This is a genomic window from Terribacillus aidingensis (genome assembly GCF_040703035.1).
Taxonomy (GTDB): Bacteria; Bacillota; Bacilli; order Bacillales; family Amphibacillaceae; genus Terribacillus.
In genome coordinates, this window is sequence record NZ_CP159996.1 from 949,889 (window position 1) to 974,750 (window position 24,862).

General features: G+C 43.3%; 22 protein-coding genes. 17 read left to right on the forward strand and 5 right to left on the reverse strand.

Annotated features, from left to right (window positions below; all coding sequences use genetic code 11):
• The first annotated feature begins 23 nt into the window (after positions 1-23).
• From ABXS78_RS05160 to ABXS78_RS05180, 5 genes are all read left to right on the forward strand, one after another.
• Positions 24-1,520 carry a spore germination protein gene (locus ABXS78_RS05160; protein WP_366249205.1) on the forward strand — a complete coding sequence of 499 codons (1,497 nt, stop codon included), beginning with the start codon at positions 24-26 and terminating at the stop codon, positions 1,518-1,520.
• Positions 1,507-2,616, forward strand: coding sequence for a GerAB/ArcD/ProY family transporter (locus tag ABXS78_RS05165; RefSeq protein ID WP_366249206.1), 1,110 nt, complete (start codon positions 1,507-1,509; stop codon positions 2,614-2,616). The genes ABXS78_RS05160 and ABXS78_RS05165 overlap by 14 nt, the downstream gene beginning before the upstream one ends.
• Positions 2,613-3,731, forward strand: a complete 1,119-nt coding sequence (locus ABXS78_RS05170; protein ID WP_366249207.1) for a Ger(x)C family spore germination protein — start codon at positions 2,613-2,615, stop codon at positions 3,729-3,731. The genes ABXS78_RS05165 and ABXS78_RS05170 overlap by 4 nt, the downstream gene beginning before the upstream one ends.
• Positions 3,732-3,812: 81 nt before the next feature.
• On the forward strand, positions 3,813-4,976 hold the full coding sequence (yhbH, locus tag ABXS78_RS05175; RefSeq protein ID WP_366249208.1) for a sporulation protein YhbH: 1,164 nt from the start codon (positions 3,813-3,815) through the stop codon (positions 4,974-4,976).
• A gap of 211 nt (positions 4,977-5,187) precedes the next feature.
• Complete coding sequence (locus tag ABXS78_RS05180) at positions 5,188-6,267, forward strand: undecaprenyldiphospho-muramoylpentapeptide beta-N-acetylglucosaminyltransferase (RefSeq protein ID WP_095223845.1); 1,080 nt, start codon at positions 5,188-5,190, stop codon at positions 6,265-6,267.
• A 7-nt stretch (positions 6,268-6,274) separates the two neighbouring features.
• On the opposite strand, the gene ABXS78_RS05185 is transcribed toward ABXS78_RS05180, so the two are convergent.
• Positions 6,275-6,841 (reverse strand): carbonic anhydrase, encoded by a 567-nt coding sequence (locus ABXS78_RS05185; protein WP_095223707.1) that lies wholly within the window; start codon positions 6,839-6,841, stop codon positions 6,275-6,277.
• 512 nt (positions 6,842-7,353) lie between these two features.
• Here ABXS78_RS05185 and ABXS78_RS05190 point away from each other — a divergent pair.
• The 5 genes from ABXS78_RS05190 to ABXS78_RS05210 all read left to right on the forward strand — a co-directional run bounded on the left by ABXS78_RS05190 (position 7,354) and on the right by ABXS78_RS05210 (position 15,093).
• Complete coding sequence (locus tag ABXS78_RS05190) at positions 7,354-9,105, forward strand: ABC transporter ATP-binding protein (protein WP_366249209.1); 1,752 nt, start codon at positions 7,354-7,356, stop codon at positions 9,103-9,105.
• Positions 9,102-11,135, forward strand: coding sequence for an ABC transporter ATP-binding protein (locus tag ABXS78_RS05195; RefSeq protein WP_366249210.1), 2,034 nt, complete (start codon positions 9,102-9,104; stop codon positions 11,133-11,135). Before ABXS78_RS05190 ends, ABXS78_RS05195 begins: the two co-directional genes overlap by 4 nt.
• Positions 11,136-11,400: 265 nt before the next feature.
• The gene (sigI, locus tag ABXS78_RS05200; RefSeq protein WP_366249211.1) at positions 11,401-12,132 is read left to right on the forward strand and encodes an RNA polymerase sigma-I factor; all 732 of its coding nucleotides are present in this window, start codon (positions 11,401-11,403) and stop codon (positions 12,130-12,132) included.
• Positions 12,132-13,385, forward strand: a complete 1,254-nt coding sequence (locus tag ABXS78_RS05205) for an anti-sigma factor domain-containing protein (protein ID WP_366249212.1) — start codon at positions 12,132-12,134, stop codon at positions 13,383-13,385. The genes sigI and ABXS78_RS05205 overlap by 1 nt, the downstream gene beginning before the upstream one ends.
• A gap of 139 nt (positions 13,386-13,524) precedes the next feature.
• Positions 13,525-15,093 (forward strand): bifunctional GNAT family N-acetyltransferase/carbon-nitrogen hydrolase family protein, encoded by a 1,569-nt coding sequence (locus tag ABXS78_RS05210; RefSeq protein WP_366249213.1) that lies wholly within the window; start codon positions 13,525-13,527, stop codon positions 15,091-15,093.
• A gap of 31 nt (positions 15,094-15,124) precedes the next feature.
• On the opposite strand, the gene ABXS78_RS05215 is transcribed toward ABXS78_RS05210, so the two are convergent.
• Positions 15,125-15,361 (reverse strand): YhdB family protein, encoded by a 237-nt coding sequence (locus ABXS78_RS05215; protein WP_095223712.1) that lies wholly within the window; start codon positions 15,359-15,361, stop codon positions 15,125-15,127.
• Positions 15,362-15,516: 155 nt separating this feature from the next.
• Between ABXS78_RS05215 and ABXS78_RS05220 the strand changes: the two genes are divergently transcribed.
• Positions 15,517-16,188, forward strand: a complete 672-nt coding sequence (locus ABXS78_RS05220; RefSeq protein ID WP_366249214.1) for a YhcN/YlaJ family sporulation lipoprotein — start codon at positions 15,517-15,519, stop codon at positions 16,186-16,188.
• 29 nt (positions 16,189-16,217) lie between these two features.
• Here the strand turns inward: ABXS78_RS05220 and ltaE are convergent, their stop codons facing one another.
• Complete coding sequence (gene ltaE / locus ABXS78_RS05225) at positions 16,218-17,249, reverse strand: low-specificity L-threonine aldolase (protein ID WP_366249216.1); 1,032 nt, start codon at positions 17,247-17,249, stop codon at positions 16,218-16,220.
• Positions 17,250-17,467: 218 nt separating this feature from the next.
• On the opposite strand from ltaE, the gene ABXS78_RS05230 reads away from it, so the two are divergent.
• From ABXS78_RS05230 to ABXS78_RS05245, 4 genes are read left to right on the forward strand one after another with little or no spacing between them, the layout of a single operon-like run.
• A complete protein-coding gene (locus ABXS78_RS05230; protein ID WP_366249217.1) occupies positions 17,468-18,106 on the forward strand; it encodes a class I SAM-dependent methyltransferase in 639 nt (212 codons plus the stop codon).
• A gap of 14 nt (positions 18,107-18,120) precedes the next feature.
• The gene (locus tag ABXS78_RS05235; protein WP_095223716.1) at positions 18,121-18,585 is read left to right on the forward strand and encodes an S-ribosylhomocysteine lyase; all 465 of its coding nucleotides are present in this window, start codon (positions 18,121-18,123) and stop codon (positions 18,583-18,585) included.
• A gap of 9 nt (positions 18,586-18,594) precedes the next feature.
• Positions 18,595-19,521: a cysteine synthase family protein gene (locus tag ABXS78_RS05240; RefSeq protein ID WP_095223717.1), complete on the forward strand. Its 927-nt coding sequence runs from the start codon at positions 18,595-18,597 to the stop codon at positions 19,519-19,521.
• A complete protein-coding gene (locus tag ABXS78_RS05245; RefSeq protein WP_366249218.1) occupies positions 19,518-20,654 on the forward strand; it encodes a bifunctional cystathionine gamma-lyase/homocysteine desulfhydrase in 1,137 nt (378 codons plus the stop codon). The genes ABXS78_RS05240 and ABXS78_RS05245 overlap by 4 nt, the downstream gene beginning before the upstream one ends.
• Positions 20,655-20,670: 16 nt before the next feature.
• On the opposite strand, the gene ABXS78_RS05250 is transcribed toward ABXS78_RS05245, so the two are convergent.
• On the reverse strand, positions 20,671-21,441 hold the full coding sequence (locus ABXS78_RS05250; RefSeq protein ID WP_366249219.1) for a type 1 glutamine amidotransferase domain-containing protein: 771 nt from the start codon (positions 21,439-21,441) through the stop codon (positions 20,671-20,673).
• A 115-nt stretch (positions 21,442-21,556) separates the two neighbouring features.
• On the opposite strand from ABXS78_RS05250, the gene ABXS78_RS05255 reads away from it, so the two are divergent.
• Entirely contained in the window at positions 21,557-22,924 is a 1,368-nt protein-coding gene (locus ABXS78_RS05255) for a dipeptidase (RefSeq protein WP_366249220.1), read from the forward strand.
• A gap of 82 nt (positions 22,925-23,006) precedes the next feature.
• Positions 23,007-24,416 (forward strand): SpoVR family protein, encoded by a 1,410-nt coding sequence (locus ABXS78_RS05260; RefSeq protein WP_366249221.1) that lies wholly within the window; start codon positions 23,007-23,009, stop codon positions 24,414-24,416.
• Between the two features lie 29 nt (positions 24,417-24,445).
• Here the strand turns inward: ABXS78_RS05260 and ABXS78_RS05265 are convergent, their stop codons facing one another.
• A complete protein-coding gene (locus ABXS78_RS05265; RefSeq protein ID WP_366249223.1) occupies positions 24,446-24,811 on the reverse strand; it encodes a DUF393 domain-containing protein in 366 nt (121 codons plus the stop codon).
• Between the last annotated feature and the right edge of the window lie 51 nt (positions 24,812-24,862).

Here is a 24,862-nt window from a genome sequence, read left to right on the forward strand (position 1 = left end):
TGAAACTGGAAAGGTGCGTCGCCATGGGTTTTTTCAAACAGAAGAAGAACCAGCCAGTACAAGAAAAAGTCATACGTGAAGACAAGATGCCGCCGCATCAATCCACAGTATCACTAGAGAAGAACATCCGTTATATCCAGGAAGAAATGAAGAATTCGGCTGATCTAAAAGTCCGGCTGCTTCCAGGCAATAAACAAGCGATGGTTTACTTGGATGACATTACAGATCCGGATAAAATACAACGATATATATTCGTGCCGCTAATGGAAATGGATGGGAATATTCAAAGAGTTAAAGATCGGGAAGAAAGTGAAGATCTCAATAAAGCCGTTTCTGCACTTTTGGAAGGTAAAGCTGTTTATTTAGTAGAAGGGGATGCTACATGCTACTTCTTCAATGTTCAGCAAAATGTGACCCGGGCTATCATGGAGCCGATGAACGAAAAGGTTATCAAAGGGTCGCATGATGGTTTCAATGAAGATATCAAGCAGAATATCAACCTCATTCGCCGCCGCATTCAGCATCGGAATCTAACAATTAAGAAGCAGACGGTAGGCGATTATACAGAGTCTGAAATTGCTTTAGTTTATGTGGATGGCATAGTCAATCCTGGAGTAGTGAATGAACTAGAAACAAGGGTGAAAAATATCAGCAGTGATGCACTACTGAGTGCAGGGGCCTTCAGTGAATATATCGAAGATCGCACGTATAGTATCTTTCCGCAGTTTTTGAGTACTGAGCGGCCCGATAAAACTGTTGCACAATTGATGGAAGGCAGAATTGCGATTCTTTTTGCTAACAATCCTACATGCCTAATTGCTCCGGTTACTTTCTTTGCCTTTTATCAATCGCCGGATGATTATAATACACGCTGGCTCGTAGCAACTTATATTCGTTTAATTCGCTTGTTCAGTTTTATTCTGGCTATAACATTGCCTTCTTTCTATATAGCAGTAGTCGGCTTTCATTTTGAAGTGATTCCGGAAGCACTTATTTCCCCTGTACTGGGTGCTATTCGGGATATTGCTTATCCGCCAATTGTAGAAGCCGTTCTGATGGTAATCGTCATTGAACTGATACGGGAATCCGGTATTAGGCTCCCGTCACCGATTGGATCTACAATTGGTATTGTCGGCGGTCTTGTTATCGGTGATGCGATTGTTACAGCAGGATTGGTATCCAATTTGATGGTAATCGTCATTGCCCTCACTTCTCTGGCTTCCTTTGTTGTGCCGTCGAATGAAATGAGTGATTCGCTAAGGATCCTGACATTCCCGCTGATCATCCTGAGCTCTGTTCTCGGCTTTATCGGGATTGCTTTTGGTTTACTGATGGTTCTGATCCATCTTTGCCGGATGGAATCGTTGGGACTTAGCTATTTTACGCCTATCCAGTTCCGGGATTTAAAAGATACAGTAATCCGAGTACCGCAATTTTTAATGAAGCGCCGCCCAGAGCAATTAGGATCACCACGTCCATACAAGTCCAATGAACTGAGTGATGAAAATGGCAGTAAGTGACACGAAGCAGAAAATCACCTTATCCCAACTTGCTTATATCTTTATCCAAAGCCAGATTGGCGTCGATATTTTGAATCTGTCCACTGTGCTGCATAAAGCAGCCGGGGCGGATGGCTGGATTCCCTTACTTATCGGTGGTGTGATTTCCACTGTCTTCGTAGTAATGGTATTGCATATTAGCAAACGTTATCCTGGTGAAGGTTTGTTCGATATACTAAGAAGCAGCTTTGGGAAGCCGTTAGGCAATGTAGCCGGATTCGGCTATTATGTTTATTTTCTTGTTGTTGCGATATACCTTCTGACGTCTTACGGGGAACTGATCAACCAATGGCTGCTACCGGAAACGCCGATCCTGATACTTTACCTGCTCTTGCTCGTTAGTGCGCTTTATACTATTTCGGGTGGATTAACTGTCATTGCCAAGGTATTCACCTTTTTCACGGTTATTCTGTTTCTTATTTCCGTATTGTTTCTATTCGGTTTTGTGGATGCAAAGTTCATTTACATGCTGCCGATCGGCCAGGCCTCCTTTTCAGGTTATATGGAAGGGATACGTGTCACCATTTATTCGTTGAGCAGTTATATGCTGTTATTGCTGTTTGTACCTTATGCAAAAGGTGATTTTAAACAAAAAACGCGGACATTGATCGGTGCAAACTTAATTGTGCTCCTGTTCTACTTATATACAGTCATCATTTCCTTTGCACATTTTGGATCGGATCAGATTGAACATGTCTCACAGCCTGTTCTTTATATGCTGCGAACTGCTGATTCTGTCATTATTACAAGGATCGATATCTTTGTGCTTGCGATGTGGACGGTTTTCGCTATGACAGCTTTTGCTGCGTATCTGTATGGTGCAGAAAGGGCTTTCGCTAAAATACCGAAGCCGAAGAAGAAGATGCTGAATGTATATACAGCTTCCATCATCGTTCTTGCTGTTTCCTACTGGGGAGGACTAAATGAGAAGCATATCAGAAGTATCATTAATTTCCAAGATTTAATTACAGAATACTTCACCATATATATTCCGATTTTACTATTCCTTCTATCTTTCTTGCGCCGAAAGGATAAGAAAAAGGGGGTAGCACAATGAAAAAGCTGACTATGATACTGCTAAGCTGCATGCTTATATTGCCTGGCTGCTGGGATACTAGGGAATTCAAGGAAGTGAAGATGGGCATTTCTGCTGCCTATGATTTGACAGAGGATGGTGTTTATACGAATACCATACTCATACCGAATGTACAGAATAGCGCACAAGGACCGGGACAGGAATCAACCCAATTTCTAACGGCAACCGGAAATACTCCCTCGGAAGCAAGAACGAACATCGATAGACGGTTATCATCGACTTATAGTCCGACACAGCTTGATGTTCTTCTTTTTGGAGATAAGCTTGCCCGACAAGACATCTATCCATATGTTGATGCCTATTACCGCGATCCGAGGATGCATCTTGATGTGGTGCCAGTGGTAGTGAAGGGTAATGCAGAACAAGCGCTGAAAGTAGTTCCTAAATCCGAGACGCGTCCGAGTGAATATATAGAAGGAATAGTCGAATCGGAAGTAGAAACAACAAATACTCTTGAGACCAGTTTGCAAGCGATCGGTTCCGAACTTTATGAAGAGGGGGAAGACTTCAGCTTACCGCTCTTACAAGTCGGGGATGGGGGGAAAACAGTGTCTTATGAAGGGTTGGCGCTGTTCCATAAATCAAGTTATACCGGTAAGGATATTCCTTTCGAACATACGACGCTCTTTTTACTGATGAAGAAGGTGAAAGGTAAAGTTGCTCGTATTACTACTAAAATATTTGATGGGAGGAAGCCGGAACCAGATAACTATACGACCATTAATATTGAGGATTATTCCAGTAAAATCAAGTCAAAGCCAGATAAGCAGAACAAAGTAAGGACCGATATAACATTGAATCTGACTGTAATGATTCAAGAATATCCACAGGATCATCTTGCTTTGAAAGATTTACCTGAGGTCAAAAAAAATCTGGAACAGGCATTGACTGACCAAGCAAATGAAACGATTAAGATAATCCAAGATGCGAATAGCGATGTGTTCGGAATCGGCCGAAGCATGTATGGTCATTATCCATCACAATGGGAGAAGCTTGATTGGGAAAAGGATTTCAAAGAAATAAAAATTGTTCCTCATGTGACTGTAAACATCCGTTCACGCGGAATTTTCAGATAATTTAACACTTTTCTATAGTTTGTTTAATCAATGCCAGCACTCCCGCATAAGATAGACTAATTATCTTAAGGAGGCTGGCGAATGAGTGATTCCAATCATTTTGCAGTGTCAGAAGAAGACTGGTCCCTCCATCGAAAAGGATATGATGATCAAAAGCGGCATCAGGAGAAGGTCCAGGAAGTATTGAAGAACAAGCTGCCCGATTTGATCACAGAAGAAAATATTATCATGTCTAATGGGAAAGATCTGATCAAGATACCGATTAGATCATTGGATGAATACAAGATCCGCTATAGCCAAGACAAGAATAAACATGCCGGCCAAGGAAAAGGCGACAGTAAAGTAGGAGATGTACTGGGGCGTGCCGGCGGTCAGCAGAAGGCGCCAGGTAAAGGGCAAGGAGAAGCAGGGGATCAGCCTGGTCAGGACTATTATGAAGCAGAAGTTTCGTTTGAGGAATTGGAAGAGAATTTCTACAGTCAGCTGGAGCTGCCGAATTTGGAGCAAAAAGATGAACAGCAGATGATTGTGACGGATATTGCATTTCATGACATCCGCAAGACAGGGCTTGTCGGTAATATCGACAAGAAACGTACGATGCTGGAGGCGTTCAAACGCAATGCTTTAAGCGGTACTGCAGCATTCGCTCCGATTTTTCCGGAGGATGTACGCTACAAAACCTGGGACGCGATTGAAAAACCGGATTCGAAGGCAGTGGTACTTGCCATGCTTGATACGAGCGGCAGTATGGGAAATTGGGAAAAGTATGTGGCAAGAAGCTTCTTCTTTTGGATGACAAGATTCCTGCGGACGAAATATGAAACAGTGGAAATTGAATTCATTGCCCATCATACAGAGGCGAATGTTGTCGATGAAGAGTCCTTTTTCTCCAAAGGGGAGAGCGGCGGGACGATCTGTTCCTCGGCTTACAGAAAAGCCTTGCAGTTAATAGACGAGAAGTATCCACCATCAGCTTATAATATTTACCCATTCCATTTTTCAGATGGCGACAACCTTACATCTGATAACAGCCGCTGCGTTGGACTGATCAATCAGCTAATCGAGAAATCAAGTATGTTCGGCTACGGAGAAGTCAACCAGTATAATCGCCATTCCACGCTTATGCAGATTTTCCGTAAGATGGATCATCCGAAATTCCGGTATTATGTGCTGCGGAAGAAAACGGATGTTTTCTACGCCATGCAGCGCTTCTTCTCGAACGAAGAGACAGAAATTTCCGTTTGAACAGCAGGTTTTCACTGCTGTTTTTTTCTGTTTTCAGGAAAATATTAGATCGAAAAAGCATATATTGGTCATATGCCAAAAAGCCCTTTCTTTTTTCTAAAATATCCTTTAGGATAGAATAGGCGATTAAATGTTTCGTTTACATTACAAATAAATTACAGATATATTAAATAGAGAAGTGCTTTTAATGGGAAAGGGAAGGATTTACAACATGAAGGAAAAACGGATTCTATTTACGGGGGGCGGCACTGCCGGCCATGTAATCGTGAACGTGGCCTTGATTCCTGTATTCAGGCAAGAAGGGTGGAAGATCGATTACATTGGTTCAAAGAATGGAATAGAGCGTGACCTCATTGAACCGATGGAAGGTGTGACCTATCATAGTATCTCAACAGGAAAACTGAGAAGGTACATGTCTAAAGAGAATTTCAAAGATCCTTTTAAAGTGATGAAAGGAACAATGCAGGCGTATCGAATCATGGGGAAAGTGAAACCACATGTGATTTTCTCCAAAGGTGGATTCGTTTCCGTTCCTGTCTTGTTTGCATCTTGGCTGCGTCATATTCCGGCAGTCATTCATGAATCAGATATCACACCAGGTCTTGCGAATAAGCTGGCAATGCCATTCGCGAAGAAAATCGTAACGACATTTGCAGAAACAGTATCACATGTATCTGCCAAGAAAGCAGAATGGGTTGGAGCAGTTGTACGGGATGAGCTGATTCAGGGTAATCGCCGGGTTGGTTTAGAACAGCTTGGTTTTTCTCCTGATAAAGCAGTGCTGTTCATTATGGGAGGAAGCGGTGGTTCCCAAGTGATAAATGAAGCCGTTCGTTCCAGCTTGGATACGCTGCTAAAAGAATTCCAAATTGTACACATCTGCGGTAAGAATCAAATGGATGATACAATCAAGCGCGATGGATATGTACAATTTGAATATGTGAACGAAGGGCTGAATGATTTGTTCGCCGCTTCTGATTTTGTCTTGTCACGTGCTGGTTCAAATGCCATATTCGAATTCTTGGCACTGCGTAAGCCAATGCTTTTGGTACCTTTATCTCGTAAAGCGAGCCGAGGCGATCAGCTGCTTAATGCAAGCTCCTTTAAAAAACAAGGCTATGCAGATGTACTGGAAGAAGAAGATCTTACAAGTGCCTCTTTGATTCAGCATTTACAGGATCTCAAGGAACATAAAAATGAAATACTGCGAAATATGAGTCATTATGAAAGTCAAGAAGCGAAACAACGTGTAATTGAAATCATAAAAGAACATTCAAAAAAAACCAACTGACAAAATGTCAGTTGGTTTTTTCGTATCCGTTGCGGATGACAGTCAATTCTCCAGTTGCTGGATCGATTACAAGCGCATGTACTGGTACCTGTTTAGGAAGCAATGGATGATTTGCAATCAAGGATGCACTGCTTTCTACAGATTCCTCCACGCTGTTAAAACCATCGAACCATGTATTTGCAATATCTTCGCTTGATGATTGACGTAAGTATGTCTCAACATCTCCGCCCTGCTTTCCGATTTGTTCCAGCATATCAGAGCCATGCAAATGGTGCATACCGCAGTCTTTGTGGCCGATTACGAAGACTTCTTCGCCTTTTAAGGCATGGATTGCTACTAAGATACTTTTCATGGCACTGTCAGAAGTGTCAACGAGCATTGCGCCAGCATTCTGAATGATTTTTGCATCTCCGTTCTTCAAATTGACTGCCTTAGGCAGCAATTCCAGCAAGCGGGCATCCATACAAGTTAGAATGACAGCTTTTTTGGAAGGAAACTTGTCCGTTTCATACTGTGCATATGCTTTGTCTTCTACGAATTTTTGGTTATGAGCCAAGATGTCATCTAATAACATAGATCGTGACACTCCTTTTTTTAGTTATCTTCTTTAGTTTACCACATAAGGACAAATGTTTATCTATTGCTTATTGCTCAAATTGTTTGAAAATATCGTTGACCTTTTTAAACCGGTATGTATATACTTATTATGCATAAAATAACAATTGAAAGGAGGAGCCCAAAATGAATAACCGGAAAATAGTTTTTATCAGCCAATTTCATAATGGGCAGCTCCTCCTTTGTTCGGAATCTTTTCAGGGATAACTTTATCTGGATGGAGTCTGCCGCATATCGCTTGCTGCTTACTTCTGAGAACGTGTACGTCTGCGGGCGTGCGCGTTTTTTTTATGCGCAAATTCAACGAGTTGTTGATACAAGCTGGATTTCCTGTTCAGCTTTTTATCATAACAAGAAAACAAGGAGGAAAGCTTATGCTGAACGTTCAAACAAGACCATGGGAAGAAGATTGGAATGATGATGGCTAGCTGAACGACTGAGACAAATTCGTGAGAGAAGGTTGGGGAAAGTATGTTTGATGTATTGAAAAAGCTGGATTGGTTCTTCCTGAAATATTGGAAGCGATATACGATTGCAATTATCGCTCTTATTATTGCAAGTCTGATCGGGTTGATTCCGCCGATGCTGATCGGTCAGACCATCGATGAGATTAACTATAACTCTTTGACGACAGAAAGGCTTTGGCAAGTCATCGGTTTATTTCTCTTGCTGATCGTCTTACACTACGTCATTTCTTATGTATGGGATTACACGCTTTTCAGTGGTTCCGCAATTCTGGAGCGGTTGATGCGTTCCAAGCTGATGGGACATTTCTTCCGTATGACGCCTACATTTTTTGATAAGAAAAAAGTAGGTGATCTGATGGCTCAAGGTACAAATGATTTAAGAGCCATTTATCTGACGAGCGGTTTCGGGGTGCTAACCTTGGTCGACTCGAGCATCTTCATGCTGATGATCATTGGAATCATGGGATTTTCAATCAGCTGGGAGCTGACTTTAGTCGCTCTTATCCCGATGCCTATCATGGCTATCGTGATGCATAAATACGGGGAAGCAATCAATGAACGCTTCACAGAAGCTCAGGAAGCCTTCGGAAACCTGAATAATGAAGTGTTGGAATCGATCCGCGGCATTCGTGTCACCCGGGCGTTCGTTCAGGAAAAACAAGATGAGAAACGATTCCAGAATATGACAGAGGATGTCTATCAGAAGAATATCAAGGTAGCTAAAATCGATGCGTTGTTCGAGCCGACAATGAAAATCCTAGTTGGACTTTCCTATACAATCGGCATCGGCTATGGCGCTTTGCTCGTCTTCCGGAATGAAATCACGCTAGGTAATTTAGTGTCATTCAATATGTATCTAGGCATGCTGATTTGGCCGATGTTTGCGGTAGGGGAACTAATCAACGTCCTGCAGCGGGGCAATGCTTCCCTGGACCGTGTCAATACGACACTAGATTATCCTGCCGATGTAAAAGATCCTTCACAGCCTGCTGATAAGGAAAAGCCAGGAGATATCGTTTTCGATTCCTTGAGCTTCCGCTATCCAGGGAATGATACAGAACGCCTTCAAAATATCACCCTTGAAATCAAACAGGGAACAACTCTTGGTGTTGTCGGTAAGACTGGTGCGGGTAAGTCGACTCTGTTCAAGCAGCTGCTTCGGCAATATCCGCCAGGAGAAGGCAGATTGCTTCTGGGAGGTACGCCGATCGATCAGTTTACATTGGAAAAGACACGCAGCTGGATCGGTTATGTACCGCAGGAACAGATTCTCTTCTCTAAAACAATCAGAGAGAACATCCGATATGGAAAACATGATGCATCTGATGAAGAGATATTCCGCGTAATGGAACTTGCGCATTTTCTTACAGATATTCAGAGTCTGCCGGAAGGACTGGATACAAAAGTTGGCGAGAGCGGTGTAACGCTTTCTGGAGGCCAGAAGCAGCGCGTAGCCCTTGCACGTGCTTTTATAAAAAATCCTGAAGTGCTGATCCTCGATGATTCGATGAGTGCGGTCGATGGCAAGACTGAAGCAAATATTATTGAACATTTGAAAACAGAGCGCCAGGAAAAAACCACAATCATTGCAGCTCACCGTCTTTCAGCTGTTAAGCATGCAGAACAGATTATTGTGCTGGATGCGGGAAAAATCATAGAACAGGGCACGCATGAAGAACTTTTGGCTTTAAACGGCTGGTATGCTAGTCAGTATTACTTGCAGCAGCTAGAGGATAAGGAGGTTATCTCCTCATGAAGAAAAACACCACGGAACGTAGACTGTTCCGATACGCTTTAAGCAATAAAAAAACGATCAGTATCGGTCTTGTCTGTTTGCTGATTGCAGTGGTACTGGAGCTGGCGGGTCCTTTAATAGCCGCAAGAATCATTGATCACCATATCCTTGGTATTGAAGCTACTTGGTATGAGGTAGAAGATGAAACCGATAAAACTGTAAATTACGATGGAAAAACTTATGTCCGGTCTGATGAAATACAAACGAAAGAAGATGCAATCGGTGAAGCAACGATTCTACAGATTGGCAGGCATTTTTATTTCACGGATGCGGTTTTGACTTTGGATGGTTCCAGATCATATGAGAATGGAACAATCACGGTTGATAGTCCCGAGGGGATTGAAGAAGCAGAAGCTACGAGACTTTCAGCAGGTGAGCTGTATGAATTTTTCAGTCCGCAGTTCCAGCCGATTATCATACTTCTGATTGTCTATGCAGCACTTCTATTCATCGCAGCTATATTCCAGTTTTGGAAGACGTTCCTGCTCCAGCAGGCTTCCAATAAAATTGTCCGTACGATGCGGAATGATATATTTGCCCATACGCAGCGTGTTCCGATCAATTATTATGTGGATCGGCCAGCAGGTACAATCGTGGCTCGGATCACAAACGATACGGAGGCAATCCGTGATCTATATGAAAGGGTGCTGGCAACCTTCGTTACGAGTTTCGTGTACATGGCTGGGATTTTCGTTGCGATGTTCTTCCTGAATGCCCGGCTTGCTGCTATCTGTTTGCTAGTCATTCCGATTTTCTGGGCTTGGATGAAAGTTTATAAGTATTTTGGTACTAAGTATAATAAAGTCGTCCGAAAAACAGTAAGTGAGATTAACGGCAGTATCAATGAATCGATACAGGGGATGCCGATCATCCAGGCGTTCAACAGAGAAAAAGAGACGAAAGCAGAATTCGAAGTCCTTAATACCCGGAACTTCAATTATCAGCGTAAGCTGATGAAGCTTAGCGCCTTAACCTCGCATAACTTAGTGACAGTGCTTCGTAATTTAGCTTTTGTTGCATTCATCTGGTATTTCGGCGGTGCTGCCGCAACAGGCGGCTCAATTGTTACCGTTGGTGTACTGTATGCCTTTGTAGATTACTTGAACCGCTTGTTTAATCCGGTTACAGATGCAGTGAACCAGCTGCCGCTTCTTGAGCAGGCCCGTGTTGCTGCTTCCCGGGTATTCCAGCTGCTTGATCAGCCGGGTGAAGATGTGGATTTGGAGGCTAAACGGGAGAAAAACCGTGGAGAGATCGAATTCGATCATGTCAGCTTTGCATATAATGATAAAGATTATGTCTTAAAGAATCTTAGCTTCCAAGTGAAAAGCGGCCAGACAGCAGCCTTTGTTGGTCATACTGGTTCTGGGAAAAGTTCTATCATGAATTTACTATTCCGGTTTTATGATCACCAAAAGGGTAAAATAACGATCGATGGAATCGATACAAAAGAAATGTCACGCCAGCAGGTTCGCAGCAGTATGGGAATTGTACTGCAGGATCCATTCCTTTTTACCGGTACTATTTTGACGAATGTGACGATGAACAATCCGGATATTTCTCGGGAAATGGCAATCCAGGCATTGCAAGCAGTAGGAGCGGAGCAATTCATTTCCAAGCTTCCAAAACAGTATGATGAACCGGTCAAGGAAGGCGGCTCCACACTTTCTATGGGAGAGCGCCAGCTGGTTTCCTTTGCGAGGGCTTTGGCTTTCAATCCGTCTATCCTAATCCTTGATGAAGCAACAGCCAATATCGATACGGAAACAGAAGCGATTATCCAACGGGCTTTGGATGTACTCAAACAGGGCAGAACGACATTGGTTATTGCGCATCGGCTTTCGACCATTATGCATGCTGACCAGATTTTTGTCCTGGATCACGGGAAGATATTGGAACAAGGCAATCATATGTCCCTATTGGAGAAAAAGGGACAATATTATCAGATGTATTTAATGCAGCAGAGCGGCATCAAACGTTCTGCCGGTTAATAAAAAAGCCGTCCTGTTTATACAGGACGGCTTTTTTATGGGGGTTATTGTTGCAGAGATTTAATTTTTTTGTAATTATTTTGAGAAGCACTCCTCACTCTAGGTGTTGTATGATAGGCATATTGGTTAAGTATTGGAGTAAGCCATATGTCATATAAAAAAATTACGAATGAACTTATACGAAATTTACAAATGAAATTAGCATGTTACACCCGAAAATTACAATTATGTTACGAAAAATATAGAAGGCTGGAGGTGATAGGTCTTGTATCTACGCCAGTCTAATGATCCTAACCGCGGAAAATTAGAAGAACAGATCAAACAAGTGCAGGCCGGGAATACCGATATGCAAAATGAGCTGATTGAGAGTTATCAGCCTTTTATTGCAAAATCTGTTTCCGAGGTATGCCGCAGATTTATCGATCCTACCAAGGATGAAGAATTCAGCATTGGCCTTTCTGCTTTCAATGAAGCGATGCTTGCGTATGCAGATGACAAAGGAAGCTCGTTCCTTTCGTTTGCCAAGCTTGTGATTAAACGAAAGACGATCGACTATATCAGACATGAACGGATCCGCCTTCCGGCTGCTTCGCTCGATGAGCTGTATGAAGATGACAGCGAGAATCCGCGGGAAGCTGAAGCTGCCCAGACAGCTTATAATCAGGAAACGGAAGCATGGTATCGTCGTGCTGAAATCGAGGAGTATGATAGGAAACTGAAGGAATACAAGCTATCCTTTCAGGAGCTAATCCGTGTTGCACCAAAGCATCGTGATGCGAGGGAAACGGCCATCAAAGCAGCTAAGATTCTTCATCAAGATCATGAGTTGCGGGATTATGTGATAAGAAAAAAGAAAATCCCGATTAAGCAGCTTGTTGAAAAGGTAACAGTTAGTAAGAAGACATTGGAAAGGAACAGGAAGTATATTCTCGCTATTTTCGTTATACTGAGCGAGGATTATATCTACCTGAAGGACTACATGAAGGGGGTGAGTTAGTGAAGAGAGGAGTCGTCGTGAAGCAAAGCCGCCGGAGCACGATTGTGTTGACCAGTGAAGGCACATTCCTGGAAATCAACGCGCAAGGGCAGGCAGAGATCGGGCAAGAAGTCGAATTTAGTGCACAGGAACTGGTTCGGAGAACAAGAATTAGGCATTGGACACCTTCCATGAAAAATTTCATGCGGGTTGCCGTATTGGTGCTTGTATTTGTTCTGGCGTTATTCCCGGTTTATTCCTGGTACAACGGCAATAAAGCATACGCGTACGTCAGTTTGGATTTCAATCCGAGCATTGAATTGAAAGTGAATAATCGTATGGATGTCGTCTCTGTGGCAGCTTTGAACGAAGATGCGAAAACGGTCCTAGCAAATCTGGATGATTGGCAAGGTGAGGATGTTAAGACGGTCGCGGCCAGTATTTTGCGTATATCGAGTGACTTAGGTCTTTTAGCTGACTCGGAAAGTATTATTATTGGTGTGAATTATATTGATACCAAGCAAGAGGACAAGCAGCTGACCAATATTTTAGAAGGTTCGATCATTGGTTTCAATGATACATTACATATTGCTTCCTACCAAGTACCTGATAAGGTACGTGAAACAGCCCAGGACGAGCAAAAATCCATGAATGAAATTATGGCAGAGTCCATCCTGGATGAAGACTCATCTAAGTCTGTACCTGCTCTTACACAATCAGATTCAGCTATTATTAAAGATTTTTATAAAAATGATGTGGAAGAAGATGGAGCAGAAGCGGAAGAGACTTCCCTTCAGACAAGTGAGGACCCTGATTCACAGTCTGTACATGCTGTGGCAGAATCCGCTGAAGTGAGGGAGAAAGCGGATCAACAAGCAAATATAGTGAAAGCAAAGGCGGAACAGGCAGAAGCCAAACCGCTAAAAGCAGCAACTGAACAAAAAAAGAACGAAGAAGCTGTGCGTTCAAGAGAAGCAATGAAGGAAGATAAAGAAAAAGCAAAAGAAGCAGCTAAGCCATCCAAGGATGAAAAAAAGCGAGCCAAAGAAGCAGATAAGCAGTTGAGGGAAGCTCAGAAGGAATCCAAAGCGAAAGAAAAACAGATGGAAAAAGAAGAGTCGAATAGGCAAAAAGAAAATGAAAAAGATAATCATCGAAATAAATCCGAAGAATCTAAACAGTCCTCTGCGAGAGAGCAAGGAAATGAACGAGATTATGATGATAAAAGAGATTCACGTGATGATGAAAGACATGGAAATCATGACGACAACTAAACCTTTTTAGAGAGAAGCAAGGTAATCTGTGCCGGGAAGTATCGATTTTAGACAGGCTTTTAGCTCATAATAGGACTACATGTATATCAGGAAGGGTAAAAACAATAGTGAACTTTGCTGAATAGAGAGGATACCTACTATGTCTGAACTTGATTTGTCGCAGTTTGAGAAAAAGGTTGTTTTACGTAATATTACGGAAGCAGATATTGATCAAATCCTGGACATGCAGAAAGTGTGCTTCCCAGGCATGGAGCCGTGGAAAAAAAGCCATTTGAAAAGTCATATCGATATATTCCCAGAAGGCCAATTCTGTGTGGAAGTTGACGGTAAGATCATTGGCAGTTGTTCCAGTTTGATTGTCAATTTTGATGAATACGATGATCGACATACGTGGGATGACATCACGGATGAAGGATATATCACAAACCATAACCCGGATGGTTTCAATTTGTATGGCATTGAGGTCATGGTGCATCCGGATTATCGTGGCATGAAGATTGGGAAGCGCCTTTATGAAGCGAGGAGGGAACTGGCCGCAGAGATGAATCTGAAAAGCATCATCATCGGCGGAAGAATCCCAAATTATCATAAGTACAAGGATGAAATGACACCACGGGAGTATGTGGAAGAAGTGGAATCACAGAATATCTATGATCCCGTACTTACTTTCCAAATGATGAACGGATTTCGCGTGATGCGGATTAATCGTGACTATTTGCCTGATGACAAGCAATCCGCAACTTTCGCTACCTTAATGGAGTGGAATAACATTGAATATCATGCCAAAACGAAACGTCATTTCAAAACGTCTTATCCGGTGCGAATCACGGTTATTCAATATATGATGAAGCAAATCGAATCGTTTGAGGAGTTTGCAAGGCAAGTCGAATATTATGTTGACGTCGCCTATGATTTTGGATCTGACTTTGCTGTATTTCCCGAAATCTTCACAACCCAGCTCATGAGCTTCCTTGAAGAAAAAGTACCTTCTAAAGCAGTCCGTAAACTATCTGAATTTACGGAGCAGTATATCGAGCTATTCACTAGTCTGGCTGTCCGCTACAATGTCAATATTGTCGGAGGCTCGCACTTTGTGGAAGAGGACGAGCATATATATAATATTGCCTATCTTTTCCGCCGGGATGGCACAATTGAGAAGCAATATAAAATACATGTTACACCGAATGAGAGAAAATGGTGGGGCATCCAGCCTGGGGACACAGTAAAAGTATTTGATACAGATTGCGGCCGAATTGCAATCCAAATTTGCTATGATATCGAATTTCCAGAGCTTGCACGCTATGCAGTAGATCAAGGTGCGAATATCATTTTTGTACCATTCTGTACGGATGATCGGCAAGGCTACTTGCGAGTTCGCTATTGTGCACAGGCGCGTGCAGTCGAAAACCAAGTGTATACTGTCATCGCAGGAACGGTTGGCAACTTGACTCAAGTAGAAAATATGGATATTCAATATGCTCAGTCTGGAATTTTCACACCTTCTGATTTTGAATTTGCGCGTGATGGAATTGTTGGAGAGTGTCCGCCGAATATTGAGACAGTTGTTGTTGGTGATGTTGATTTGGAGATATTGCAGCGCCAGCGGAAGACTGGTACTGTACGTCATTTGCATGATCGCCGCAAGGATCTCTTCGAATTAAGGTTTAAGAATCTGGAGAGTGAAACGCCGGATGATCAGATTAAATAAAATAGACTCGAGCGCAATGCTCGAGTCTATTTTACATGTCCAAAGCATATAGGGTTGTATGACCTAACGCATGATCGATATATTGAATCAGCTCTTCATGAGATTTCACGACAGCGTGCTGTTCGGAGGGATAATGAAAGGCATGTAGAAAGATTTCAATCCGCTTGGAAAGCAGATCATCCTTTGTGCGTACCATGAGGACAAGGAGATCATCCCATTGACCCCAAATTGTAAATAGCAGTGCTTTTTCGTAATCCTGGACTTTCATTGCGCTATCCCCTTCCTGTCAGGGTATAGATAGTATCTCTCCAATCAGCAGGAACATTGCTGGCAGATATAAGCAGCAGGGTCACCTCCTTTGTATAGGGTGAAAAAAACCGTACATACTAAGCGCAGTATGGTAAATCAAAGGAGGAAACACCAATGAAAAAGTGGAAATTAATCAGCATGGCTGCCCTTGCTGCGATTACGCTTACAGCTTGTCAGAATGACGATAATAACAATGACACTGGCATGGGCAATGTAGAACCGACTAGATTCAATAATACGGACAATAATTTAGTCGACCGTAATACTGACAATACAAGAGATGGTGATGATCGCCAGAAAAATGGTGATGACCAACAGCCGCGTTACCAGGTTGCAGATGACGTAGCAAGAAAAGTGGAAGAAGTTGAAGGTGTAGATAGAGCGTATGTATTTACAACGGATAACAATGCTTATGTAGCTGTCGATATGAAGGACGATAACAATAACGGTAACAATGGTAATAACGGTATTAATGGTAACAATGGAAACAATGGAAACAATGGAAATAACGGAAATAACGGTAACACAGGCAACAACGGAATGGGCAACACAGCTACTGGTAATAACAACAATAATGAAGTAACAGACAAGATGAAAAAAGATGTGGAAAAAGCAGTTAAATCAGTCGATGAAGATATCGATAATGTATATGTATCCGCAGATCCAGACTTTTTGGGAATGGCAGAAGACTACAACAACAAAATTGATGAAGGTCAGCCAGTAAAAGGCTTCTTCTTAGAATTCGGCAATATGCTAAATCGTGTCTTCCCTAATAACGAAAGATAAAAAAGAGGCTCCCACACGGGAGCCTCTTTTTAATTTGGCTGTTTCGAAAGAGATGAAGCAACTGCCAAAGCTTTCTTTATCGCACCTTTACCAACGTCATAATGTGTGACAAAACGAACACTGTAAGGACCGAAAGCATTTGCCAATACTTGCTGTTCCTTGAGCAACTGCACATAAGCATCTGCTGTCATACCGGTACCTTGCACATCTGCAAGTACGATATTCGTTTCAACCTTATTCATGATTTCAATACCGTCAATTTCAGCTAGGCCATCTGCCAATAGCTTAGCATTCTCGTGGTCGTCTGCGAGACGTTCCACATTTTCACGCAGGGCAACAAGGCCAGGTGCTGCTAATATGCCGGCTTGGCGCATGCCGCCTCCAAGACGTTTTCTCCATTTTTTAGCTTTAGCAATGAACACTTCAGATCCTGCCAGAACAGAACCGACAGGCGCTCCTAAGCCCTTGGACAAACAAACCTGGACAGTATCGGTCAGCTGCGCATATTTTGCCACACTAATACCGGAAGCGACGGATGCATTGAACAAACGTGCGCCATCCAAGTGAATCGGAATTCGATGTTCACGAGCTATTTGGGCAATCACCATCATATTCTCGATCGGGATGACGGCTCCGCCTGCTTTATTATGCGTATTCTCCAGACAAATCAAGCCTGTTTCTGGAAAATGAATATCGTCCTTGCGGATAGCAGCAGCTAATCCCTCCGGACATATCGCCCCGCGTTCCCCTTTCAGTGTACGTGTCTGCACACCTGCAAAAATGGATGTAGCAGCTCCTTCATAGAGAAAAATATGGGATTCCTCTTCCAAGATGATTTCATTACCAGGGTTGCAATGAGAAAGTACTGCGATTTGATTCCCCTGAGTACCGCTTGGCACGAATAGTGCGGCTTCCTTTCCAAGTAAATCGGCAACCGTTTCCTCTAGCTCATTTACAGCTGGATCCTCTCCATAGACATCATCTCCGACTTCTGCTTCATAAGCAGCTTTCCGCATCGCTTCTGATGGCTTGGTGACCGTATCACTACGCAGATCGATCATGACGACCACTCCTCTCCATCTTATTATATAGTATGAATTTGTAACTTTTCCACTATTTTTATAGTTGTTGACTTTGTATTCCTAAAAAGTGGAATTTATGACTGGCATCGTATCTTTTCATTGAATAAACTGAGGTACTATGGTATTCTTCTGTCATAAACACAATAATCCTTATTAGTTTACTTGGATATTTGAGATATTACACTTGAGGTGATGAAATGGGCCGCGAATTTATCGATATGTTCGATGAATGGGCAGAGACGTATGATGATACGGTTACTGGCCAGGATCCACAATATAAAGAAGTGTTTGATAAATACAATGAAATCCTGCAAACTGTCGCTGATGCTGCAGAAGGAAACACACTGGAGTTTGGTGTCGGAACAGGAAACCTTTCTGAAAAGCTGTTAGCTAAAGGTTTGAATGTAACTGGAATTGAACCTTCCAAAGAGATGCGCGAGCATGCATCCCGGAAATTCCCGCAGCTTCAGATAGTAGACGGTGATTTTCTCTCCTTTCCGCAGCCTGATCACGAGGTTTCTGCCATCGTAAGTACGTGGGCATTCCATCATCTGACAGATGAGGAGAAGGAGCAGGCAATTACGAAATATGCACAGCTGCTTCCAGCAGGCGGAAAAGTAATATTTGCTGATACGGTATTCTCAAGTGAAGAAGGTCGTGATCAGCTAATTCAGGAAGAAAAGGATAAGGGATATGACAGACTTGTCCAGGATTTGACAACCGAATATTATACGACGATGCAAGTGCTTCGTAACATTTTCCAAACGCACGGATTTCATGTTACATTTAAGCAAATGAACCGCTTCGTCTATTTGATCACAGCAGAAAAAGCGTAAGGGGAGAGACAATCATGACAAAGAAAATGAACGTAGAAAGCTTCAACCTTGATCATACTAAAGTTGCTGCACCATATGTCCGCTTAGTCGGCACAACAGAGGGAGCACAAGACAAAGTATACAAATACGATATCCGCTTCAAGCAACCTAACAAAGAGTATATGGAAATGCCAGGTCTGCATTCCCTGGAGCATTTAATGGCTGAGAATATCCGCAATAATATCGACAATATCCTTGATATCGGTCCAATGGGCTGCCAAACAGGTTTCTATGTTTCCATTTTGAATAATGACAGCTATGACGACATCCTCGTCGCTTTGGAAAAAACACTGCAAGATGTGCTCGATGCAACAGAAGTGCCTGCTTGCAATGAAGTGCAATGTGGCTGGGCAGCTAACCACAGTCTTGAGGGTGCACAGGAGATTGCGAAAGAAATGCTTTCTAAAAAAGATGAATGGCGTCAAGTTTTCGCTGAATAGAGGGAGAAAATGGCTGTTTACAATTCAGTACATGAACTGATTGGGAATACACCGATTGTACAAATAACGAACTTTTCTCTTCCGGAGGGAGTTCGTTTATTTGCGAAACTGGAGTTTTATAACCCTGGTGGCAGTGTGAAGGATCGGCTTGGTGTCAATTTGATCGATGAGGCGTTTCGGACAGGGAAACTGAAGGAAAACGGTACGATCATTGAACCGACAGCGGGTAATACCGGTATTGGTATTGCACTGGCTGCCTTGAAACGCAGGGTTTCCGTAATCTTCTGCGTACCAGAGAAATTCAGCCAGGAAAAACAGGAGCTGATGCGGGCGCTTGGGGCAAAGGTAATCAATACACCGACATCCGAAGGGATGACAGGAGCAATTAAAAAGGCGAAAGAGCTGCTGGATGAAATCCCTGACAGCTATTGCCCGCAGCAATTTGCTAATCCTGCTAACCCGGAGACTTACTATAAGACGCTTGGTCCGGAAATATGGCGTGACCTTGAAGGTAAAGTGGATATCTTTGTAGCTGGTGGCGGCACAGGCGGAACGTTTATGGGTACAGCGCGTTACTTGAAGGATCAGAATCCTGAAGTGAAGACAGTCATTGTTGAGCCGGAGGGTTCGATCCTGAACGGGGGTGCTCCAGGATCCCACCGTACAGAAGGTATAGGCATGGAGTTTTTACCTGATTATATGGATACAGCATATTTTGATGCAATTCATACAATTTCAGATGATGATGCATTTTATTACGTAAAAGAGTTGGCTGCCAAAGAAGGGCTGCTTGTCGGCAGTTCTTCCGGATCTGCTTTCACTGCAGCACTTAAAGAAGCAGAGCATGCTAAGCCAGGGACGACGATTGTGACCATCTTCCCGGACAGCAGTGAGCGCTACCTCAGTCAGCAGATCTATCAAGGAGGATTACGATGAGACGGAAAACAAAAATGATTCACGGTGGAATTACATCGGACGAAAAAACGGGCGCAGTTAGTGTGCCTATATACCAGGTAAGTACGTACAAACAGCCAGGACCTGGTGAACATACAGGCTATGAATATTCCCGTACAGGTAATCCGACACGTCATGCATTGGAAGAAACAATTGCAGCTTTGGAAAACGGTAAAAGAGGCTTTGCATTCAGTTCCGGTATGGCGGCCATTACTTCTGTGATGATGCTTTTTGAAGCAGGCAGCCATGTTGTCATGACTGACGATGTGTATGGCGGAAGCTACCGTTTAGCGACAAAGGTACTAAATCGCTATCAGCTTGGGCACACATTTGTAGATACAAGTTCGCCGGAAGAGGTTGAGCAGGCAATCAAACCAGAAACAAAAGCCATTTATGTCGAGACACCGACCAATCCATTATTGAAAATTACAGATATCAAGAAGATGGCGGAAATCGCGAAGAAACATGACGTTCTGCTGATTGTCGATAATACTTTCGCAACACCTTATTGGCAGAATCCGCTTGATTTGGGAGCAGATATCGTACTTCACAGTGCAACGAAATATATTGGCGGTCATAGCGATGTCGTGTCAGGACTCGTTGTCGTAAATGATGACAAACTTGCTGATGAGCTGCACTTTATCCAGAACTCTGCTGGTGCTGTTCTTGGACCGCAAGACAGCTGGCTGCTTCTTCGCGGAATCAAGACACTTGGTATCCGCATGGAAGCTATAGAGAAAAATAGTGCCAAGCTAGTCGACTTCCTGAAAGCACATCCAGGAGTGAGTACGATTTATTATCCTGGTCTGCCTGAGCATAAAGGACACGATATTGCTGCAAGCCAAGCAGAGGGCTTTGGCGGTATGATATCCTTTGATGTCGGCAGTGGTGAAAAAGCAGATCAAGTACTGCGTAAAACGAAATATTTCGTCTTGGCAGAAAGCCTCGGAGCAGTCGAAAGCCTCATATCCCTTCCTGCTAAAATGACGCATGCATCCATTCCGCAGGAACGCAGAGCAGAATTAGGTATTACGGATGGTTTGATCCGAATCAGTGTTGGTATCGAGGATAGTGAAGATTTGATCGAAGACTTGAAGCAAGCAATGGAAGATTGATAAAAGCCAGCTCCGTTTATGGAGCTGGCTTTCTTCTTAAAATTTGTTCTTCCTCTGGAATTCGCAGTACAGCGCGGAAAGAACGAGGATTTTCTTCAAAATCTTTTTGTTCAATTCGCTTGATGACTGCTTTCGCTACATCTTTGACACTGGCTGGATTCTGCCCGGTGATCAGTCTGTCGTCTGCTTCTACATGTCCTTTGAAAGGCACTTTTGATTTGTGGTACGTAAGTGCACGTATTTTAAGCTGCTCTTCCAAGCTATAAGGAATTTCGTGTTTATTCAGGCTAGCAGTTTCTTCGCGGTCGGAATAACCAGTGACTGTCTTATCTTGCAATAAGTAAGTTCCGTCAGACAGCTTCACATTCAGCAATGCAGCAGGGCCGTGACAAACGGCGGCAACAATTCCTCCATTTTCATAGATATCCCTAGTCAACTGCTGCAGCTCTTTATTTTCAGGGAAATCCCACATTGTCCCGTGACCTCCAGTGAAATAAATAGCATCATAATCGGCAGCATTTACTTCCTTCGGAGATAGACTGTTCTCCAATAATTTCCTGAACCCTGGAGCACGGTAGTACTTCCGCAACTTATGGCTTGTGAACAGCCCTGTAAGACTGCGACGATCTATTGGTATATTTCCGCCCTTTGGACTGACAACCGTCATGACATGACGTGTCTTTAGTTTATCGTAAAAATTCGTCAGTTCACTGAACCAGAGTCCTGTTGTGTGGGGTGTCTGTTTCAGGCTGTCGTGATTCGTTGCGACAATCAATACATTACCCATTGTTCTCCTCCTGACGTAACTATGTATTTCTATTTAGTTTCCACCAGCGGGTACAAGCTAAACAAGAATCAGCCGATTTATGCTACACTAGTAAGAAAAGGAAAGGGTGGCGCAAATGACGAATCAAGTTGTCGCTTATTTACAGGAAAATCGGGAGAAATTGCTAGAGAAGCTTTATACATATCTTCGGATTCCCAGTATCAGCACAGATAGTGCATACAAGGAAGATGTTGCAAAGACAGCCGGCTTTACGGCTGACTATTTGAAAGAAATCGGCTTCGATAAAGTGACCATCCAAGAAACAGAGCGTCATCCAATCGTAACGGGTGAATGGCTTGGTGCAGGTCCGGATAAACCGACTGCACTTTTCTATGGACATTATGATGTGCAGCCGGCAGATCCGCTTCCGCTTTGGGACAGCGAGCCATTCGAGCCGACTGTACGAAACGGACGGATCTATGCACGAGGCGTGAGTGATGACAAAGGTCAGGTATTCATGCACCTGGCAGTATTCGAAGCATTCATGAAAACAGAAGGCGCGCTGCCGATCAATGTAAAAGTATGTATCGAAGGAGAAGAAGAAATCGGAAGTACAAATCTGCATGCTGTACTGCATGAGCACACAGAGCAATTCCAAGCCGATTTTGCTATCATCAGCGATTCCGGGATGGTCGAAGCAGGCCAGCCGACTATGCTTTATGGCTTGAAAGGTGCAGCTGCGCTTGAGTTCTCTGTTTATGGACCAGATCGCGATCTGCATTCCGGTATGTATGGTGGTGCTGTCCGTAATCCGCTTCAGGCATTGGCGCATATCCTAAGTTCCTTGAAGGATGAAGAAGAAGTCGTTCAAGTAGAAGGTTTCTATGATGGTGTAGAGGAATTGCCTGAAGAAGAGCGTAAACTGATGGCGCAAGCACCAGGTGAAGACTTTGTTCAGACAGTCGGCGTGCCGGAAGCAGTTTCCGAAAAAGGTTACACTGCCAAGGAACATACAATGGCTCGCCCAACACTGGAAATCAACGGTATGTATGGTGGTTACCAAGGAGAAGGTACGAAAACGATCATCCCGGCTGAGGCAACAGCGAAGATCACCAGCCGTCTCGTACCTGGACAGGATCCAGTGGATATCGTGGAGAAAATCACGGCACACATCGAAAAACATGCACCTGCTGGCGTTCGTGTGGAAGTGAGACCGGAACCTTTCAAAGCAAAAGCATACAAAGTCGATCCGAATCATCCGCTGATCCAAAAAGCAGCGGAAAGTCTGACACAGGCCTTCGGTAAGGAAACAGTCTTCGTTCGTATGGGAGGATCGATTCCGGTCGTCGAATGGATTGATACGGTTTATCAAATGCCAGTGGTTCTGCTTGGTTTCGGAACACCTGAGGACAGACTGCATTCCCCGAATGAAAGCTTCCCGCTGGAAAGCTTCGATAAAGGGATGGAGACACTGGTCTATTATTATCAAAAAGTGAGCGAATGAAAAAAGACACCCGAATGGGTGTCTTTTTTCTGTCTTATCAGCATATGTATGAGTACTATTACGTACAAAGGGGAGAAGGCCCGTGCTGCAATCCGACACACACGCATTGGAAAGGGCAATCGGGGAAATAACGGAAATCGCAAAGGGCTTCGGTCTTGATTTCTACCCGATGCGCTATGAAATTTGTCCTGCTGACATCATTTATACATTCGGTGCTTATGGTATGCCGACAAGATTCACACATTGGAGCTTCGGGAAGCAATTTCATAAAATGAAGCTGCAATATGACCTTGGTTTGAGTAAGATTTATGAACTTGTAATCAATAGCAATCCTTGTTATGCTTTTTTGTTAAATTCCAATAGTCTTGTTCAGAATAAATTGATTGTCGCCCATGTGCTTGCGCATTGTGATTTCTTTAAAAATAATGTTCGCTTCCAAAATACAAACCGTAACATGGTCGATAGTATGGCAGCTACAGCAGAACGGATAGCTGCATATGAAAAAGAATTCGGCAAGAAGGAAGTCGAGGATTTCCTCGATGCTGTGCTGGCAATTCAGGAGCATATCGATCCATCCTTGCTGCGGCCGAAGCTCGGCTGGGATATTGATGACGATGAGACAGATGAAAGTCCAGAAAAGGCGACGGAATATGATGATCTTTGGTTTGTTGATCGCGGAAAGTCAAAAGATAAGAAAGAAAGAAAACGAAAAGCATTCCCGCCTCGTCCGGAAAAAGATATTCTTCTATTTATAGAGGAATACAGCCGGACCTTAGAAGATTGGCAGCGTGATATACTGACAATGATGCGGGAGGAAATGCTGTATTTCTGGCCGCAGCTTGAGACAAAGATCATGAATGAAGGCTGGGCTTCGTACTGGCATGCTCGCATTCTCCGAGAAATGGATTTGACAAGTGATGAAGCAATCGAGTATGCAAAGCTCAACGCTGGTGTCGTGCAGCCGTCTCCATCACAAATTAATCCCTATTATCTTGGTATTAAGATTTTTGAAGATATCGAAGAACGGTTTGACAATCCGACCGAAGAGATGAAACGGTATGGTGTGAAGCCAGGCTCCGGAAGGGAGAAAATGTTCGAGGTCCGGGAAATAGAATCGGATATATCCTTCCTGCGAAATTACCTGACAAAAGACCTTGTGTACCGGGAAGATATGTACTTGTTCCAGAAGCAAGGAAATGAATATAAAATCACAGACAAAGACTGGGAAGCGGTCCGCGATCAGCTTATTACGATGCGGGTAAACGGAGGTTTCCCTTATTTAACCGTAACAGACGGCGATTATATGTCTAATGGTGAGCTGTATCTGAAGCATCATTATGAAGGTGTCGAATTGGATTTGACGTATCTTGAGCGGACATTGCCTTACTTTTATCAGCTATGGGGAAGATTCGTCCATATGGAAACGTATATTGAGGGGAAACATGTGTTATTCAGCTATGAAGGGAAACGAGTTCTAAAGAAATACCTATAAAAGAAGAAGGGGCAGCTGCCCCTTCTTTTTTAAATTGCTTTTAATTGTTTTGTGCCAAACCAGTCATGGCGGTTATCGGATACCCATTTATATAGGGATTCCAAATAGGGGTCAAGGAATGGAAGATGCAGGATCCATCCTAATACTGCGGTAACTGGCAGCAGTGTCAGTACCTTCCTGACAGTTTCATGTCCTTTGTAAATATCACCTTTGAAAGACATCATATGAATTCGGTCGTACACATCACCTTTGGCAAGGAAACGGAAACGCTCGTAATTCTCGATATTTTGTACCGGGATCCATTTCACGTTATCCAGCCAATCCAATTTTTGGATAACTTGCTTTGCAGTTGAACAAAGTGGGCAGCTTGCGTCAAAAAATACAATATGCTTCATCACACATTCTCCTCTCGTTTACTACATAGCCCGTCCAGCATGATGTTAAAC